Genomic DNA, 18,000 nt, shown 5'->3' with positions numbered 1-18,000 from the left:
CATAAAATTGATATTTTTAGCAAAAAAGACATTATAAATTATATTCATAAAGAAAATAGGTAATAAAGTTTATGAAAAAACTAATTTTTTTTGATATTGACGGCACTTTAAGAAGTAATAAAAATAAAGCTATTTTGCCTCAGACAAAAGCGTTAATCAAAGAACTTTCGAAAGATCCTAATGTAGTTTTAGGAATCGCTACAGGCAGAAGTTATGCTAGATTAGGAGTTTTAAAAGAATTAAGACCTTTATTTAAATATTTAGTTTTGTGTAACGGCGCTCTTACAATGCAAGCACAAAAAAAACAAGAAGAAAAAGTACTTAATGGGGTTTACTTTGACCAAAAAGATATTATGCAAGTAGAAAAAGCAGCCGCTACAAATGGAGTCGCTTTAACTCTTTTTACCTTAGACGAAATTTTTGCCATAGATTTACAAAAAGACCAAAAACTCAAAAATATTAGCAATTTTAAAGGGGAACAAAAACTAGTTCTAAATGATGCTTTTTTTAAGCAACAAAAAGTTTATCAAATGGTATTATTAAATTATAAAGAAAACGATAAAGAAAATGATAAAGAAAAGATAAAACATTTTTTAAAAGATATGCCCCAATTAAAAGCTTACTTTTGGGACAGTGGCTTTGTTGATATAATGTACCAAAAAATAGACAAATCATACGGCATTAAACAAATTAAGGCTCTTTATCCTAATCATCAATTGATTTGTATGGGAGACGGTCCCAATGACTTTGAAATGCTTAAATTAGCTGATGTGGCAATCACTATGGGAAATACCAAAATAAAAGATTTAAAAAAAATTGCTAATTTTGTAAGCCCTCATATAGATGAAGACCGCATGTATGATTTTTTTAAAACTAAAAAAATAATTTAATAGTTTAAAAAATCTGCAATAAATTGTTGCAGTTTTTTTGTTGTGTTAATATATAATAAAAGTTAAACCGTTTATTGATGAGATAAGCGGTTTAACTTTTTAGTTTATAGTTTTGTTTTATATTTATTATTATGGGGAATAATAAATGGAGCGGGCGATGGGAATCGAACCCACGTCTTTAGCTTGGAAGGCTAAGGTAATGGCCATTATACGACGCCCGCCTAGATATTTAAATAGTTAATTAAGGAATGGTCGGGAAGGCAGGATTTGAACCCGCGACCTCCTGGTCCCAAACCAGGCGCTATACCAAGCTAAGCCACTTCCCGTTAATTGAAATTTATGATTTTTTATTGGCACACCCAAGAGGATTTGAACCCCTAGCCTTCTGATCCGTAGTCAGATGCTCTATCCAATTGAGCTATGGGTGCTTTTTTATCAAATTGGTGACCCGTACGGGATTTGAACCCGTGAATGCATGCGTGAAAGGCATGTGAGTTAACCGTTTCTCCAACGGGCCTAATATTTTTTATTTATACCTTGGAATAAATCATAAAGTATAAATAAAAATAATCTCTTAAAGTGCATCAAAATAAAATAAGTTATTCAAAAGTTTTTTTAATTTTAACCAATAATTATTATACCAACATTTAGCCAAAAAGTCAAATAATAAAATTTTTTATGAAAAATATTTGGAAAATATGTATTATTACGATATTTTGGTTTGGAAATGCAGTCGCGCAGGAACTCAAAAAATAAATTTTGCAAGAATTAAGGAGCAAGAATTAATATTTATACTATTTTTTAATTTTGTAAAAACTATAATAATGGCAAGCGTATTATTTTTGAAATTTAGGTTTTCTAATAATTCCTACTCCAATAGCGCTATCTCCTACATGACATCCAATAACAGGAGTTAAAGGGATTTGTAATAAATTTTTTAAGCCTAATTGGGTTTCTAAAACTTGTTGAAACTCATTTTTTAATTCAGGGTTCCCTGTAAAAATTAAATGGATTTGGTAATCATGATTTTGGGTGTATTCTTTGATTTTAGAAATTATGGCTAAAATTGCTTTATGGGAACTTAAAGTCTTTTTAATTAAAGCAATTTTACCATCTTTTTGAACTTGTAAAATGGGATTTATTCTCAAAAGACGACCAAAAAAACTTTTTACTCCTACTAAACGTCCATTTTTGATTAATTGTGTGAGTTTTTTGGTCATAAAAAAAATGGTATTATTTTCTTTAATAAAATCTAAATGCTTGACAACTTGTTCTATGGATTTGCCTTCTGCAAATAAACGATAAGCTTCTAGGGCAAAAAAACCTTCACAAAAACAGACAGTTTTAGTATCATAACAGTGTACATCAATTTTATCTGATACCATTTTCCCTGCTTGAATAATAGCATTATAAGTGCCACTTAAAGCAGAAGACAGCGTAGTTACAAAAACTTTTTGATAACCTTGTAAAGATAATTTTTCAAAATAAACTACCATTTCACCCACTGATACTTGTGAAGTTTTAGGCATAAAATCAGGGGTTTTTTTAAACATTTGATAAAATTGATCGTATTTCATGGTTTTACCATCAATATATTCTTGATAATCGATCAAAATTTTGATTCTAAGAATATCAATATCACAAGAATGCGAGCAATAATCAAGACAGCTAGTAGAAGTGGTTGCAACTTTTATTTTCACATCATTCTCCTTTAATTTGCTTTAGGGATGCCAATTATTTGCCATATAAAGGTTTTTGGTAATGAAAAGTGTTTGGGGGGGAAAAATATAATTAAAATATCAAAATAAATTAGAATTAAAAGTAGGTGTTAGTTGTTTGTAATTAGGGTTGAATTGGGGTTAAAGGAAAACGGAACAAAAATAAAATTAACTTTTTTTATATTGAATTATTATTTTATTTTTGACAAATTTCTTATTATTTCTTATCGTATTTATTTTTATTTATTATTCTTTTTATTCACTTTTAACACTGATAAAAATAGGAATAACAATAGGTCTTTTTTTAGTTTCTTTGAATAAAAATTTAACTAATGATTCTCTAATATTTTTTTTGAAATCATTCCATTTAAGATACTTTTTTTTCAAAAAAATTTCACTTTTTTCATCAAAAATAGCTTTTAACTTAGGAAAAATATGACTAGTTTCAGAATCTGCCAAAAAACCTTTACTTACTAATTGTGGTGCTCCTACTATTTTTTTGTGTTTAGCATTAACATTGGCAACAACAATTACAACTCCATCCGCTGCTAAAAGTTCACGGTCTTTCATAATAAAATCTTGCCCATCAATAACGGGAGTGCCATCAATTAAAATTTCTGTAAGAACTCCAGTATTAGATTCAGCAAAGGCATCTTTTTGTGAGTCGCAATGCCAAATGCTGCCATTTTCTAACAAGAAAATTTGGTTGAGTTTGAATCCTAAACTTTGAGCAATTTTTTGCACTTGATATTGATGACGATATTCACCCATAACAGGAATAATGTATTGAGGTTTTAAAAAATTAAGCATCAATTTAAGGGTTTTTTCATAATCATCGGAACAAGCGTCTAAATCTTTGACCAAAACACGGGCTGGAATGTTGTGACGCGACAAAAGATCTAGGGTTTGAGATTGCATTTTGGCAATTCCTGACATTTCTTTGGACATCAACAACACTAAATCTTGGGTCGTTAAATGAATTAAATTATCTGTTTTTTGACACATTTTTTGCAAATGAAACAAAGGCTCAAAATGCTTACCTAGCACAAAGACAACTAATTTTGGATGTTTTTTGGAGTCTTCTAGTGTTTTTAATTCCACTAAATTGAAAGAAGGCACTTTTAAAAAACCTTTTTTCAAAGCAACATCAATAATTTTTTCACTTTTTCTACCTAAAAAAGTTATTTTAAAATTAAGTCTACATGCCAAATTCACTACAGATTGAATTTTTAACAAATCAGGCATCAAAGAAGGAATAACAATAATGCCTTCAGATTTCAGCAAGTGATTGCTAAAATAGTTATTCAATTTGTGCTCAAAACTCGATGCATCGTTATTATGAGAAGATGTGATAAAAGCCCCACGACAAGAAGGCAAAAAGGTAAGCACTTTGGGTTGTGCTAATTGAGCTAATCTTGTAAAATTAGTTTGAAAAAATTTATTTTTAGAATGCAATAATTTCAGGTCGCCAGAATAAATGATGCTACCTCTTTTAGTTTGAAAAACCATCCCCAATGTTTCAGGAATCAACTGCGATGTAGCAAAAAAGGCCACTGCCACATCATCAAAAATAAGTCTTTCGTCACTTTTCACGATTTGTAGATTGAAATTGCGATAATTAATTTTATGACTTTGAAAATGCGCTTTTAGGACTTGCATCGTAAAATAAGAAGCATAAACAGGGATATCAAAATCTTTCATCAAATAAGGTAAGGCACCCAAATTGGTTTCAAAAGCCGATGATAAAAAAACACCTTTAATCTTATCTTTGATATCCTGTAATTTGTAATAATCAGCAATCATAGAATCGATTCCATAAAGATTAGTATTAGGATATTTTAGTCCAGCATCAAGTAAAAAATAAGAGTCGTTAATTTGCAATACGTAAAAATTTTTTCCACTTTCGCCCAGCCCTCCTAAAGCAAAAAATTTAATGTCATTCACTTGGAACCTCCAGTTTGTAATTTGAAAATTATTCATAATTAAAGATGAAAATAATTTCTTGAAATGTTTTGAAAATTAAAAAAATAAAAATTGGGATTGAATTGGGATCGCAAATCCAGAATCGAGCATTGAAAAATATATTCAGGTTTGAGGTTTGGTAATTATTGGAATTGTTGAATTATTTAGTAAATATTTTTTCGTTTGGTCAATTTAGATTTTTTTTAAAAAGCCAAATTTGGATGCGATAATTTCGCATTTATTTAATTTATCAATAAATAAATTTGCAAAATGCCCAAAATAAAAATAAAATAGCAATTGCATTGCAATTAAATTCAATAAAAAACTTGAAACAAATGCGCGAAAAATTTTTTTGAAAACTTGTTCGTATTTTATTGTAGCAAAAATGTTATTTATTAGGTTAAAAAATATTTTATAAGAGTCAAAATCAAATTTTGAATATTAAAAAATATTAGCCAGAAGGAAAAAAGAAAAAAATAGGTGGATTATTAATGGTTTGGGTCAATTTGATAATAATTTTAAATCATTTAAAAAAAATATTTTTTCAGTTTTCTTTGGTTTTGTCAAATATTGCATTTTTTATTGATAAATATTTTTAATAATTTTCAAAATCATAAATAATTGAAAAAAATTGGGTTTGGGGGTAAAAAAGTTTTTTTGAATTATTTATAATTTTTAAAATTGGCTTATAATTTTTTTACAAAAGCAATAATTCAGCTTATTTTAAAAAACAAATTTCTTGTAAATATTTGGTTTTAAATCTAGATTATAACTTTTTTACAAGTTAATTTTAATATTATTTTTAGTATTAATTTTGATTTTTTAAAATAAGCTGAATTATTGCTTTTGATTTAAAAATTTAAGTAATTAAACAAAATACTAAATATTATCTAATATACTTATATTATACTAAAAAAATAATTTTTAAAAACGCATTTTTGCCTCAAAGTTGACAAAAGAAATTATTTATGTAGTAAAATACTCAATAAAGTGCGTAATCACTATTTTATTATTTGTTACATTTTTTTGCTAAAATAAGGGTTTAATTTTTTTATAAATATTTAACCAAAGTTTTATTACACTGAATTAAAACCCAATAAATTATGGAAAGAACGACAAAAGGAGTTATGAAATATAAGCAGCAATTCCCATATTTCAGTTAGCAATCCAGACCATAAAATCAAAAAGAGGTAAAATCTTTAATATTGATAATAAATTTAGTTATTACAAAAGGAACTGATTTTTTTAATGCTTGTGAGAAAATAATATTGTAAAAAGTTTGTTTTTGGTTCATTCCTAAAGAAAAAGCAGACTCAATTTGTCCTTTATCAACAAATTTAGAAATCATTTTATAACATGCTTTTACAAAAGTGTTATTAGTTCTTGTTTTTTTGTTACTTTAGTCTTTTTACCTAATAAAAATAAAGCTAATAAAAAGCCTATTAATAATCCATCAATACTAATTAATAAGGTATTATATAACCTTTTTTTAATAAGTATTTTTGTAAACTCTATCTTTAAATTCTTTTAATTTGTTTCTAATGCTATTAAGTTTATTTTCTAAACAAATTATTTCGTTTGTTTCTTTTGTATTGCCTTGTTCTTTGCTGCTTCTTGTTATTTTTTCTAAATCATTAAATTCTTTTTCTTCTTCTTGGTTTCTTGTATCTTTTTTTAACTTTTTCTCATTTAGTTTTTTCTTTGTATAAACATTTTTTCAAATTCTTAAATTCTAATTTTATTTCTTCAAAATTGATTTTTTAATGAATCGTTTGTTGATTTAGTTTTTGTTTGTTTTTTATCATTTTCAAAAGCAAAGGCACATTTATTTAAAACTCTAAATTTTTGTTCTTCTTATTTTATTTCTTATCTTCCTGAATCATCTAAACATTTTTAAAAAATCTTAGATTCTAATTTAATATCTTTTAATATCTTTTAATGAATCAAATCTTTGTTGGAATTCATCAATTTTTTTAGATTGCCAAGAATAAATTTATAAAAAAAATTAAATAAAGTACTAAATTCTTTTTCTTATTCTGGGCTTCTTTTCTTTTTATTTAATTCATGTAATCTTGTAAAAACATATTTAAAATCATAAATAACATCCATATCTTTTCCATCTTTGTCTTTCATATATTATAAATAAATATCTTCATCAAAGAATAATTAATTTCTTTTTGTCTTTTGGTATCTCCTTTTTAAACAAAATTTCCTAAACCATTAGGACCTGATTTCAATTGAGGATCAATTGACTCAATTCAATAATAAAATACTTTAAATCTTTGTCTCCTTCAGTATTGTAACTTGATATTAAATCATTGCGCTGTTACGTTTTTAGAAAAATTTTAGAGAAAAATTGTCTAAAAAACGTAACAGCGCAGACCCACCCCTAAGAAAATACCTCCTTTAAGAGCATTAGGATTGAAATTTTTCTTAGCAAAAACTTTAATATGAAACCAAAATAAAAAAAATACAAAAGGTTACCAAAAATAATAATTAAAATACCGAAATACCTTATTTTTAATTAAATATTGAATTAATTTCGAAAAAAAGATTTTACCTTATTAAAAAAATTAATACAAATACCACTAATATCGATAATCATAAGCCGAGTTAATTATTTCCTTTTATACTGTTTGAATATATGTTTTTTTATATTTTAATAATTTTATTTTTGCTATATTAGTTTTCTTTGTTTTTTGTGTTTCTTGGTTGGTATTTCTTTATAGATAAAAAATATCAAAACAACAACAACAAAAAAAAAATAAATGGTTTTTAAAATAAAACTAAAATAAGTAAAGTGAAAAATTGGACAAATAAATGAAAAAGTAAGTTAGGGTAAAATATAAAAAAAGATTGTTAAATGCAATAATTTTAAATGAATAAATATTTAACTTTCCCAAAATACAAAAATGTAAATAAAATAAATTGATATTATAAATCAATGTTATAAAAATAGCCAATTAATAAATGGCTTTTTAGTTTTGTTAAAATAGAGTATCAATAATTATAAATGATTACTTACTAAACAAATTAATTTATATAATTATCTAATAATTAATTTATAAGACTGTATAATTGATAATTAATCATTGATAAAAAGATTTTGAATTTAATGTTTTTAAACAATTTATTGCTTTCTAAAGATTTTTAATATCACAAAGCGATTGTTGGGTTTTGTTGTCATAATTATGATAAATGTATCAAAAAAAGATAAATATTTTTTAAATTGTTTTTAAAATAAATGATTATTGCTTTTTCTACAAATCATCAAATTATTAGTATTTATTAATATATATTATACAATAATTTTTTTTGCAAATAATATTAATTAATTTTGAAGCTTTAAGGGATATTAAAAAAATAAAATTAAAGTAAATAAAATAAAAAACCCATCAATTAAGAAGGGTTTATTAAGGTCTTTGTCTAAATTCATTATCTTCTAATTTTATTTTGTATTCTTTTTTATTAGTTGATGTTGTTTCTTTTTGAACTTCAACAGTTGAAATTGTTGTTGTATAAAAATATTGACCTTCTACAGACAAAAAATCATCTTTTCCTAAATTTTGTGTATCAAGTTTTTCACTTAAATATTCCCATTGTTTATTAGGAGTTTTGTTATCTTTATCATTTGGATTGGCTTTATATTTTTCAATAATTTCTTTAGCTGCATTATAACTAGCTTGAATAATTGCATTAATTTCTTTAGTTTGAGCATTATCATCCAAACTAAAATCCATACTTTCCGAACCTAATGACATTCCAAAATCTTTTACCATTTTAGTGGCAATAGAACGCACCTTTTTCAAATCATCACAACAACCAACACTAACACTAGTTTCAAACACTTCTTCAGCTGAAATCCCTGCCAAAGCAGTAATCATTTGTTTTAATAAATCTTGTTTAGTTAATAATTGATTGGCTTGTTCGTCTTCATTACTAGCAGACAAAAAGATAGTATATCCCCCTGCTTGTCCTCTTGGTTTGGCAGTTACGCGATGCACATCAAACCCTAGAGCATGAGCTACTATGGCATGTCCTAATTCATGATTAATAACTCTTTTTTTATCTGCTTGAGAGGTACTTTGTTTTAATTCAGGACCCATTAAAATTAAATCCATAGCATCATAAATATGTGAAGGCGTAATTTTTTTGTTTAGGGAATTAGTATCTTTGAAGGCTATCTTTTTAGATTCTTTCACTAAAGAATTAATATCTGAAGGAGTAAAATGAGATCCGTGCAGAATTTTTGCCACTTGTTTTAATTCATCTTTTGAAGGATAATTTTTTTCTTGAATGTTTTCGCGTTTCATAAAAGCTGTAAGTAAGGCTTGGGTTGTTTTTAAATCCGGAGTGCCTAAATAAATGTGCTTCCCTAAACGACCTTCTCTAATTAAGGCATCATCTAAAAAATCTTTACGATTAGTTGCTCCAATAACAATAGCTTGTGGAGCTTTTTCATCTGAATCTACTCCATCAAGTTGAGTTAATAAAGCATTAAGAGTGCCTGAATGTTCTTGAGCGCTTTTTTCTTTGCTTCTTTCAGCTCCAATAGCATCAATTTCATCAATAAAGATAAAATAATAACTCTGTCCACGTTGTTTGGCGGTTTCTTGAGCTACTTTAAATAAACCTCTTACACGAGCTGCTCCGACTCCTACATATTTTTCGACAAAATCAGAACCAGTAGTAACAAAAAAAGGAGCTTTGCCTTTAACAGAACCTGCTAAACATTTAGCTAAATAAGTTTTTCCTGTTCCTGGAGAGCCGTACAATAAAACTCCTCTTGGTAAATCTTTACGAGGCAAAAGGTTCATTTCATTTGCATCATCATTTACTGCTTTAATATATTCTTTTAACTCGTCTTTGACTTCATCATATCCAGAAAAGCTATCAATATCAAAATTGCCTTTGGTTATGTATTCTTTTTCTCGTGCCCATATAATATCTTCTTTGTTGTATTTTCCCATAGAATTAGCAAAATTTTCAGCTCCCTTAATTAAAGCAAGCAGAAAGAAAATCACAATAATATTTAAAATAATAGTGCTTATATTAGTAGCAATTGTCAAATAATTTTTAGGTTTTTTAGGTGGGGTTGGATAATTTGGCGGATTTTTCGGTTGATTATCTGGTTCAGGATATTCAAATCTTTGCGGTTCCCATTTCATAATATACCTTCCTTTATATTTTTTATATATTAATTAGTTAGTTTGGTTGGATTCATTTTTTTATTAAATTAATTTGAAATGATAAAAAAATATTTTCCAACTATAAAATTTTTAATGAAAATAAACAAATTGGCAAATACCAAAAAAAATAAGCATATTTATAATCATTTATCGAACAATTTTTAATTATTTTAATTAATATTTGCAAAAAATCATTTTACTATAATTTTCTTAACACATTTATTTTAACAAAATTTAGAGATATTATAACAATATCAGAAAAAAAGAACTTTTTATGATTGCAATTTATTAATTTTATGATAAGCTAAAATTAGCAATAAATAAATTTAAAATATTAAGAGATTTTGGTTCTTTTTGATTGTTTATTGTTGCAATTTTAATTACTACTTTTTTATTTTGTTATAAAATGATTATTTTGCTTTATAATTATTTTATTGACTAATTTATTATATTTTTGTTTAATTAATATTTTTTTATATTTGATAATTAAACAACAATTTACAACTTAAACTTATAAAGTTTAAAACTTTATTTTTCCAAAAAGATAGGCATCAAACCATGAAAACATTAATTATTTTAAAAGATTTAACCAAAGTATTTGACAATCAATTAATTTTAAGAGGCATCAATTTAGAAATTAAACAAAATGAATTTGTCACTTTATTAGGTCCTTCAGGTTGTGGAAAAACTACTATTTTACGTATTTTAGGCGGTTTTGAAAACCCTAGTAGCGGAGAGGTTTTATTTCAAGGAAAAAGCATTTTAAATGTAGCTGCTCACAAAAGACCAATTAATACTGTTTTTCAAAAATACGCTTTATTTCCTCATTTAAATGTCTTTGAAAATGTAGCTTTTGGCTTACGTTTAAAAGATTTTAACTCCAAGATTAAAGATAATTTAGATATTAATGAAACTCATTATAAAACTAGCAAAGCCAATTTATCAAAAACTTTTCACCAAGAATTAACTAAAGATTTGGCTCAAGAAAAAACTACCCAAATTACAAATAACTTTAACAATCAAATTGAAGCTCTAACCAAAGATTTTGAAGCAAAACAAACTGCTCTTAAATGCAAAAAAATAAACAAGAAAGAACAAGAAGAACAAATCCAAAAAGAAGTATTAAAATACATTAAAATTATGGGTTTACAAGGACTTGAAAAAAGAACTATTGAACAATTATCAGGTGGACAACAACAACGAGTTGCAATTGCAAGAGCTTTAATTAACAAACCTCAAGTTTTATTACTTGATGAGCCTTTATCTAATTTAGATTTAAAATTAAAACAAGAAATGCAATACGAACTTAAAGAAATACAAAAAAACTCAGGAATTACTTTTTTATTTGTCACTCACGACCAAGAAGAAGCATTTACTATGAGTGATAAAGTAGTTGTCATGAATAACGGCGAAATTCAACAAATAGGAAGTCCTGAAGATATTTACAACGAGCCTGCTAACCGTTTTGTAGCTCAATTTGTGGGAGAATCAAACTTAATTAAAGGAGTGATGAAAGATGATTTTTTAGTTCATTTTGACAATCAAACTTTTAATTGTGTAGATAAGGGTTTTCGAAAAGAAGAAAATGTAGATATCGTTATTCGTCCCGAAGACATCGATATTGTTTACCAAGGAAAAGGCTTAATTACAGGTATAGTGCAATCTATTATTTTTAAAGGAGTTCATTGGGAAATTGATGTTAAAACCGCTCAAAGAACCTACATTATTCATACTACTGACCATGTTGAATTAAACAAAAAAATAGATATCACTTTTAATCCTGAAGACATTCATGTAATGGAGATTTGGTAATGAAAAAAACCTATACTTGCAAGGACAATCAAAAGCTATACAAACTATTAATTTCACCTTATTATATTATTTTGTTGGTATTAATTATTTTACCTATGGGCTTTATTTTATTTGATTCTTTTCAGGATACTAACCAACAAACAGCATTTTTTGCAACCCGTTTTACTTTGCAACACCATCAAGATTTTTTATTCAATCAATCATTTTTATACGTCCTTGCTAGATCAATTGCAATTTCTATTATTGTTACTTTTTGTGTCTTTATCATTGTCTATCCTCTAGCCTATATGATTTCTCGCCTCAAAATGAAATGGCAAAGCTTTCTTGTAGTTCTCATCAATGGCACTATGTGGATTAATATGATTATAAAAACCCAAGCATTAGTCCAAATATTTAACTTATTACAAAAAACTTTTAATATGAACCTTTTAGAAACTGATTTTGCTATGATTGTAGGACTTATTTATTTATTTTTACCGTTCATGTTTTTACCCATCTACACTGCAATTATCAAAATAAATCCCCAACTTATTCAAGCCTCCAAAGATCTAGGAGCAAATGAATGGCAAGTATTGCAAAAAATTATTTGGCCCTTATCACTTTCAGGAGTGCTTGCAGGCATTTGTCTTGTCTTTTTACAAACAGCAACTAATATTGTAGCTCCACGTTATCTAGGAGCAACTACCCAAATTACTATTGCTGAATTAATCGAAAACAAAGCTTTATTAAGTGGTGAAATAAAACAGGCTTGTGCAATCGCTATTCATCTTTCTTTAACAATGTTTTTGATTTTTCAAATTTTTAAAAAATTAAGTTTAAGAGAAAGAAAAGATGTCAATTAAATTATCCGGGACTAAATCCCCAAAAACTGATTCTACCAAAATCCAAACAAATCCCAAAAAAAACATTACTAACATTTTATATATCATTTTAGTTTTAAGCTTTATTTATATTCCTATTTTATCTTTAATTATTTTTTCTTTTAACAAAAGCGAAGGCAGAATTGCATCTTTAGTTAATTGGCAAGGTTTTAGCTTTAAATGGTATTCTAAACTGTGGACTGACCAAACAGTTAAAACTGCTATCAAAATAACTTTATACATTGCTTGCCTAACCACTTTAATTTCTACTTTTTTAGGTACTTTTTCGGCTATTAGCCTTGCTCAAAATCTTAACAAAAAATGGCGCAACATCGTTCTTGATGTAAGTAATTTTTCTATTGTTATTCCTGAAATTATTACTGCTTTAGCATTATTTGTTATCTTTGGTTTTATGGGTTTGGAATCTGGTTTTTGGAAAATGCTTTTAGCTCACATATCTTTTTGCACTCCTTTTGTAGTTATTACTGTATATCCTAAAGTAATAAATCTTGACCCTCATTCTTTAGAAGCAGCCTATGATTTAGGAGCAACCCCACTCAAAGCTTTAACCAAAGTAATACTGCCACAACTTAAAGGAGCTATGCTTTTAGGAGCTATGCTTTCCTTTAGCCTTTCTTTTGATGACTTTATGATTTCTTATTTTGTAGGTGGTTCTGAATGTCAAAATATTTCTGCTTATATCTACAGCCTCAAAGGAACTATTAACCCAACTGTAAATGCTTTATCTACTATTTTAATTATTATTGCTAGTTCTAAAATTATCCTGAATTCCATTAAATACAACAACCAAAAAAAACCAAAGGAAAAACCCAAAAATAGAAGTAGAGGCAAACAACAATGAAAACGAATTTGATACAAAATGAAAAAGACAATTAAAACTGTAGCAAAAATATTACTTTTAATTTTCACAACAACTTTTGTTATTCTTATTATTCTTAATCTTAGAACCAAAAATAAATTACTTCCCCAACACCAAGAAGAACAAACATTAACATTATTTAATTGGGGAGAATACTTAGAACCTAGCATTATTGAAAAGTTTGAAAAAGAAACTCACATCAAAGTTAAACAAGTTCTTTTTTCTTCTAACGAACTTGCAGTTACCAAAATTAAAAGTAAAAATCAATATGATCTAGCTATTTTAAGTGAATATGCAATTGATCAATTAAAACAAAGTGAAATGTTAGAAACAATAGAGAATGACAAATTAATGAAAGATAACAAACATTATTATAAATTAAACGAAAAGCTTGCAAAAAAACTCCCTTCTGAATTTAATTTTAAGGATTATGCCGTTCCTTATTTTTGGGGTAAAGTGGTTATTCTTTATAATAAAAACAAAATGAATGAATCAGAAATTAATGAACTCAAAGATAAAGGGTTTAAATATTTAAAAGAAACCAATTTAAAAGTAGCTTTATGCAATAACGCTCGCGACGGTTTAATGGTAGGTCTAAAAGCTACTGAAGGAAAAATTGCAAACCCTTCCAAAAATGAATTAGATAAAGCCAAAAAATGGCTCTTGGAACTCAAAGAACAAAAACCTAACTTAGCTTTTATCAACGATCAATTAATGGACCGCATGAAAAATAAAAATAACGAATATTATGATATAGTTATTGCTTATTCAGGGGATGCTAATTTTTTAAAAGAACAAAATAATAATCTGGATTATTTTTCTACTACAGAAGGAACAAATGTTTGGGTTGATGCTTTGGTAATGCCTAAAGTAAGTAAAAAAGAACTAGCTTATAAGTTCATCAATTTTTTAAGACAAAAAGAAAATTACAAAAACAATTTAGCTTTTACTAAATATAATTCTCCTTATGAAGAATTAGAAAATTTTCAGGGAAGTCCCAAAATACAAATCCAAAATAACGATGAAGTTTATAAATACGACCAAACCACCCAAAAAACCATCAATGCTTATTGGAATGACATTATTGCTTTTCCCAGTCAAAAAGATTATTGGCTATTTATCTTAAGTTTTTTAATTTTTTTAGCTATTTTTATCATATATTTACATCACAAATTGAAAAATAAATTACGATTAGAACAACTACCAAAAAAATAAAAACTTTAATATGATTTGTTCTAAAACCAAATATTAATCACAATTAATATTAAAAAAACCAACTTTTAAATTGGTTTTTCTTTATATATGAAACAATTAAGAACTAATTTAGTATTTCAATTAATTATTTTTGTTATATAAAAATAAATTGTAATAATAAAAATAGCAAGCAATAAAATAAATAATATATAGGTAAATGTTTTTATATGAGTTTGAGATTTTAAATCATTCAAATCAGCTACTTTATTGTTTGTTTGAGGCAAATAAACTTTAATTTTCGGAGTAATTTTTATCCGCTAAAACATTTGTAAGAGGCAATATTGGTTCTATAATTGCTACTTTTAACCCAAGTATAACGTTGTTGCCAATCAACTAATTTATTATTTTCTGTGCTTTCTAATTTATAATGTCTTTGTGATATTGAGATTGTTGGCATCATAAATTGAATCATAAATGTCAGCATTTTGACAATCAACTAATTTATTATCTGGGTTACTTTCTTCTAAATATTTTCTTTTTTCTATAACTTTTTTAGTAACTAAAATTTCTTTTAATGGATTATTTGCCCAAACTGGGATTATATTTTCTAATAATGCAATAAAAATCAATAATGAAAATAACCACAAGCACACCTTAGCCAATAAAAAATGTTTGGATTGTTTTAAATTATTCACTTTGCAAAAAAACTCTTTTCTAATATGGAGATTCTTAAATGATTCCAACTTTAAAAAAATGCTATTATTTAATTTTAATTATACAATTATCTCTTATTTTTTTTTATAATTGTAATAGTATAAACACTATGTAAAATCATTATACCGCAAAATAAGTCAAAATATAATTAATTTTTATTAATATTTCTTTTGTTATAATAAATTATATATATTTATTATTTTATTGTATTGTAGCATAAAACCTAAAACTAATAAACAATCTTCTTTTAATTCTTAAACTTCAATTTTGAAAGCGAAACAAGATAAAATAGCAGGGTCAATAAGGTCTATATAGTTTAGATGTTGTAACAATGATGAAAATAGGTTTAATTAGGTCATTTTTTCGCTTGTTAATTCTTTTTTAAAAGTCGTCATAACTTCTCTCTTTTGCCTTTATCATCTTATGATAATCCTGTTAAATCACAAAAGATTTCTTCACATTCATCGATGAAAATGATGGATCCACCTCATTCTTGCGTGGTGTCAAAGGATTTTTGTAGGCGATTACTGAGTTTTTTCAAAATATTGTTTTTTTTAAAAAAATCTTTTTCTTATTACTTATATTATAGCATTAATAATTTCAATAATTTAAAGTTTTTTAAGTTTTTGTAATTTATAAATAATTTTATTTATTTTTTTCCAACAACAAAAGCCGTCCAATAATTAGTGCGATGTTCCGTTTTTTTAGACAAATTTTGTCTTTAAAATTGTTCTTTAAGACTTAAAATTTGTCTAAAAAAAACGGAACAGCGCAATATTAAAAATAATATGATAATGAATAACAACAATAAAATAAATTATTGCTATCCAATAATCTCATAATTTTACTTATGATCCATAAAAAAAGCTCTTTTATTGCTCCCTTAACTTCTTTGTTTTATAAGAGTAAAATTAAAATATGTTATAATTAGAATAGGTTTTTTTTTACCTTAAATAAAAAATCTTTCCTAATCATACCAAATTACGAAAAAAATATTCTATTTCTTATTATCTGATTATATTAAAAAAAATCGAAGAAAGGCAACCAAGATGAACAAAGATCAAGTTATTAAATTTATTGACGGACAATTATTTAAAAACATGATTACTAATGGAGCTATCAATTTACAAAATAACTACCAAACCATTGATAATTTAAATGTTTTTCCCGTACCAGATAGAGATACAGGAACTAATATGAAAATTACTATGATGTCAGGCGTTAAAGAAATTAGCAATTTAGAAGTTCGTTCCATAGTAGAAGTTTCCCAAATTTTATCAAAAGCATTATTAATGGGTGCCAAAGGCAATTCAGGAGTTATTTTATCCCAATTTTTTGCAGGGATGGCACAAACTTACCAAACAATTAATAAAGAAACTATCAATATTAATGATTTTATCCATTCACTTGAAGGAGGTTACAAAAAAGCTTACCAAGCCATTATAGAACCTCAAGAAGGCACTATTTTAACTGTTTTTCGTGAAGCCGTTAAACAAACTCTCAAAGCTAAATCCCAATTTAACACTATTGAAGATGTTTTATCTAATTTCTTACAAAACGCCCAAAAAGCACTTTCACAAACAACTGAATTATTAGAAGTCTTAAAACAAGCAGGAGTAGTTGATAGTGGAGGAGCTGGCTTTGTTGAAATTCTTAAAGGAATGTTATTATTTTTACGAGAAAAAAAACTACTTCAAGTAAACCAAAATAAACAAACACATACCGCACCTGATAAAATACAAACATTGGGACAAGTTAATATCAAATATACTTATTGCACTGAATATATTTTTCAAATCAAAGAATCCCAAGAAAAAAACCTTGATATGAAACAAATTAAAAAAGTTTTATTGCAAATAGGAGATTCTTTGGTTTTGGTTAAAGATCAAGAAATTCTAAAAATACATATCCATACAAACAAACCAGAAAAAGTTTTAGAAAAACTCTTAACTTACGGCACATTAAAGGTAAGAAAAATTGAAAACATGAAAGAACAATGCCAATCAATTTTAGATAAAAAACACGACAAATTTACTCCAGAAAAAGAACCTAACCCAGACCATAAACAACCTTCAAACTTACCTAAAACAAATAAAGATCAAAAATATTTTTTTATTGCATTTGTAAATGATACCAAAAGCCAAAAAGTCTTTGCTGACCTTAAAGTGAATCACATTATAAAACAATCAACTTTTAAACCTACCAATTTTGCAAAACTTCTCCAAAAAAACACTGCCCAAAACATTATTATTCTACCTAATGACACATCTCTTTTAGAAAAACTTACAACTCAGCTAAAGCAATTTAAAAAAAACAATCAAGAAATTGTCATTTTACAAACTAAAAACATCGCTCAAGGATACAGTGCTCTTTTAGCTTTTGATAAATCGTTGGATTTAGTACAAAACAAAACTATCATGGAAGAAACTATCAAAAACATCCAAACAGGCAAAATTATCTATGCTGATAAAAAAGATACCAAAAATGTATGCAATCAAACTCTTTTAGAAAAAGAATATTTATCCGTTTGGGAAGAAAAAATAATAGCTATTAATAAAGATAAATATCAAGCATTAAAAACATTACTCCAAAAAATGATTAAACCTCATCAAACCTTTTTAACTGTTTTTTATAATCCTTCATGCACTGATGAAAAAGAATTAGAAAAGCTAGAAAATTTCTTAGAAAATAATTACGATCACATTGAATTAGAAACCTTAGAAAGCCAAAATAACAACATTCCTTACATTGTTTCATTAGAATAACAAAAATGATCTTTTA

The 18,000-nt window shown here is 26.3% G+C and carries 11 protein-coding genes and 4 tRNA genes; 6 read left to right on the top strand and 9 right to left on the bottom strand.

Features of this window, described 5'->3' with window-relative positions; all coding sequences use genetic code 11:
• The first annotated feature begins 71 nt into the window (after positions 1-71).
• A complete protein-coding gene (locus AYWB_RS00480) occupies positions 72-890 on the top strand; it encodes an HAD-IIB family hydrolase (protein ID WP_011412384.1) in 819 nt (272 codons plus the stop codon).
• A gap of 146 nt (positions 891-1,036) precedes the next feature.
• Here AYWB_RS00480 and AYWB_RS00475 read toward each other — a convergent pair.
• The 8 genes from AYWB_RS00475 to AYWB_RS00445 all read right to left on the bottom strand — a co-directional run bounded on the left by AYWB_RS00475 (position 1,037) and on the right by AYWB_RS00445 (position 9,738).
• Positions 1,037-1,111: transfer RNA gene (locus AYWB_RS00475), tRNA-Gly, on the bottom strand.
• A 28-nt stretch (positions 1,112-1,139) separates the two neighbouring features.
• Positions 1,140-1,216, bottom strand: a tRNA-Pro gene (locus tag AYWB_RS00470).
• A 25-nt stretch (positions 1,217-1,241) separates the two neighbouring features.
• Positions 1,242-1,318, bottom strand: a tRNA-Arg gene (locus tag AYWB_RS00465).
• A 13-nt stretch (positions 1,319-1,331) separates the two neighbouring features.
• Positions 1,332-1,407, bottom strand: a tRNA-Glu gene (locus AYWB_RS00460).
• A 319-nt stretch (positions 1,408-1,726) separates the two neighbouring features.
• A complete protein-coding gene (locus AYWB_RS00455) occupies positions 1,727-2,590 on the bottom strand; it encodes a DegV family protein (protein WP_011412383.1) in 864 nt (287 codons plus the stop codon).
• A 273-nt stretch (positions 2,591-2,863) separates the two neighbouring features.
• A complete protein-coding gene (locus AYWB_RS00450; protein WP_238374413.1) occupies positions 2,864-4,552 on the bottom strand; it encodes a ribonuclease J in 1,689 nt (562 codons plus the stop codon).
• Positions 4,553-5,750: 1,198 nt separating this feature from the next.
• Positions 5,751-5,918, bottom strand: coding sequence for a hypothetical protein (locus AYWB_RS03840; RefSeq protein ID WP_011412381.1), 168 nt, complete (start codon positions 5,916-5,918; stop codon positions 5,751-5,753).
• A gap of 2,065 nt (positions 5,919-7,983) precedes the next feature.
• Positions 7,984-9,738 (bottom strand): AAA family ATPase, encoded by a 1,755-nt coding sequence (locus tag AYWB_RS00445; RefSeq protein WP_011412380.1) that lies wholly within the window; start codon positions 9,736-9,738, stop codon positions 7,984-7,986.
• Positions 9,739-10,317: 579 nt separating this feature from the next.
• On the opposite strand from AYWB_RS00445, the gene AYWB_RS00440 reads away from it, so the two are divergent.
• From AYWB_RS00440 to AYWB_RS00425, 4 genes are read left to right on the top strand one after another with little or no spacing between them, the layout of a single operon-like run.
• Entirely contained in the window at positions 10,318-11,571 is a 1,254-nt protein-coding gene (locus AYWB_RS00440) for an ABC transporter ATP-binding protein (protein WP_011412379.1), read from the top strand.
• A complete protein-coding gene (locus tag AYWB_RS00435) occupies positions 11,565-12,413 on the top strand; it encodes an ABC transporter permease (protein ID WP_011412378.1) in 849 nt (282 codons plus the stop codon). The genes AYWB_RS00440 and AYWB_RS00435 overlap by 7 nt, the downstream gene beginning before the upstream one ends.
• The gene (locus AYWB_RS00430) at positions 12,403-13,293 is read left to right on the top strand and encodes an ABC transporter permease (protein ID WP_011412377.1); all 891 of its coding nucleotides are present in this window, start codon (positions 12,403-12,405) and stop codon (positions 13,291-13,293) included. Before AYWB_RS00435 ends, AYWB_RS00430 begins: the two co-directional genes overlap by 11 nt.
• A gap of 18 nt (positions 13,294-13,311) precedes the next feature.
• On the top strand, positions 13,312-14,526 hold the full coding sequence (locus AYWB_RS00425; protein WP_011412376.1) for an ABC transporter substrate-binding protein: 1,215 nt from the start codon (positions 13,312-13,314) through the stop codon (positions 14,524-14,526).
• A gap of 401 nt (positions 14,527-14,927) precedes the next feature.
• On the opposite strand, the gene AYWB_RS00420 is transcribed toward AYWB_RS00425, so the two are convergent.
• Positions 14,928-15,200: a hypothetical protein gene (locus AYWB_RS00420; RefSeq protein WP_041639786.1), complete on the bottom strand. Its 273-nt coding sequence runs from the start codon at positions 15,198-15,200 to the stop codon at positions 14,928-14,930.
• A 1,068-nt stretch (positions 15,201-16,268) separates the two neighbouring features.
• Between AYWB_RS00420 and AYWB_RS00415 the strand changes: the two genes are divergently transcribed.
• Positions 16,269-17,984 (top strand): DAK2 domain-containing protein, encoded by a 1,716-nt coding sequence (locus tag AYWB_RS00415; protein ID WP_011412374.1) that lies wholly within the window; start codon positions 16,269-16,271, stop codon positions 17,982-17,984.
• Positions 17,985-18,000: the final 16 nt, after the last annotated feature.

The organism is Aster yellows witches'-broom phytoplasma AYWB (assembly GCF_000012225.1).
In the GTDB taxonomy this organism is placed as follows: domain Bacteria; phylum Bacillota_I; class Bacilli_A; order Acholeplasmatales; family Acholeplasmataceae; genus Phytoplasma.
This window is presented reverse-complemented; position numbering and strand designations above follow the sequence as displayed.

What these genes read in the sequence shown, in the direction of transcription:
- AYWB_RS00480 (WP_011412384.1), top strand. Translation starts at nt 72, where the DNA reads ATGAAAAAACTAATTTTTTTTGATATTGACGGCACTTTAAGAAGTAAT.
- AYWB_RS03840 (WP_011412381.1), bottom strand. Translation starts at nt 5,918, where the DNA reads ATGATTTCTAAATTTGTTGATAAAGGACAAATTGAGTCTGCTTTTTCT.
- AYWB_RS00445 (WP_011412380.1), bottom strand. Translation starts at nt 9,738, where the DNA reads ATGAAATGGGAACCGCAAAGATTTGAATATCCTGAACCAGATAATCAA.
- AYWB_RS00440 (WP_011412379.1), top strand. Translation starts at nt 10,318, where the DNA reads ATGAAAACATTAATTATTTTAAAAGATTTAACCAAAGTATTTGACAAT.
- AYWB_RS00430 (WP_011412377.1), top strand. Translation starts at nt 12,403, where the DNA reads ATGTCAATTAAATTATCCGGGACTAAATCCCCAAAAACTGATTCTACC.
- AYWB_RS00425 (WP_011412376.1), top strand. Translation starts at nt 13,312, where the DNA reads ATGAAAAAGACAATTAAAACTGTAGCAAAAATATTACTTTTAATTTTC.
- AYWB_RS00415 (WP_011412374.1), top strand. Translation starts at nt 16,269, where the DNA reads ATGAACAAAGATCAAGTTATTAAATTTATTGACGGACAATTATTTAAA.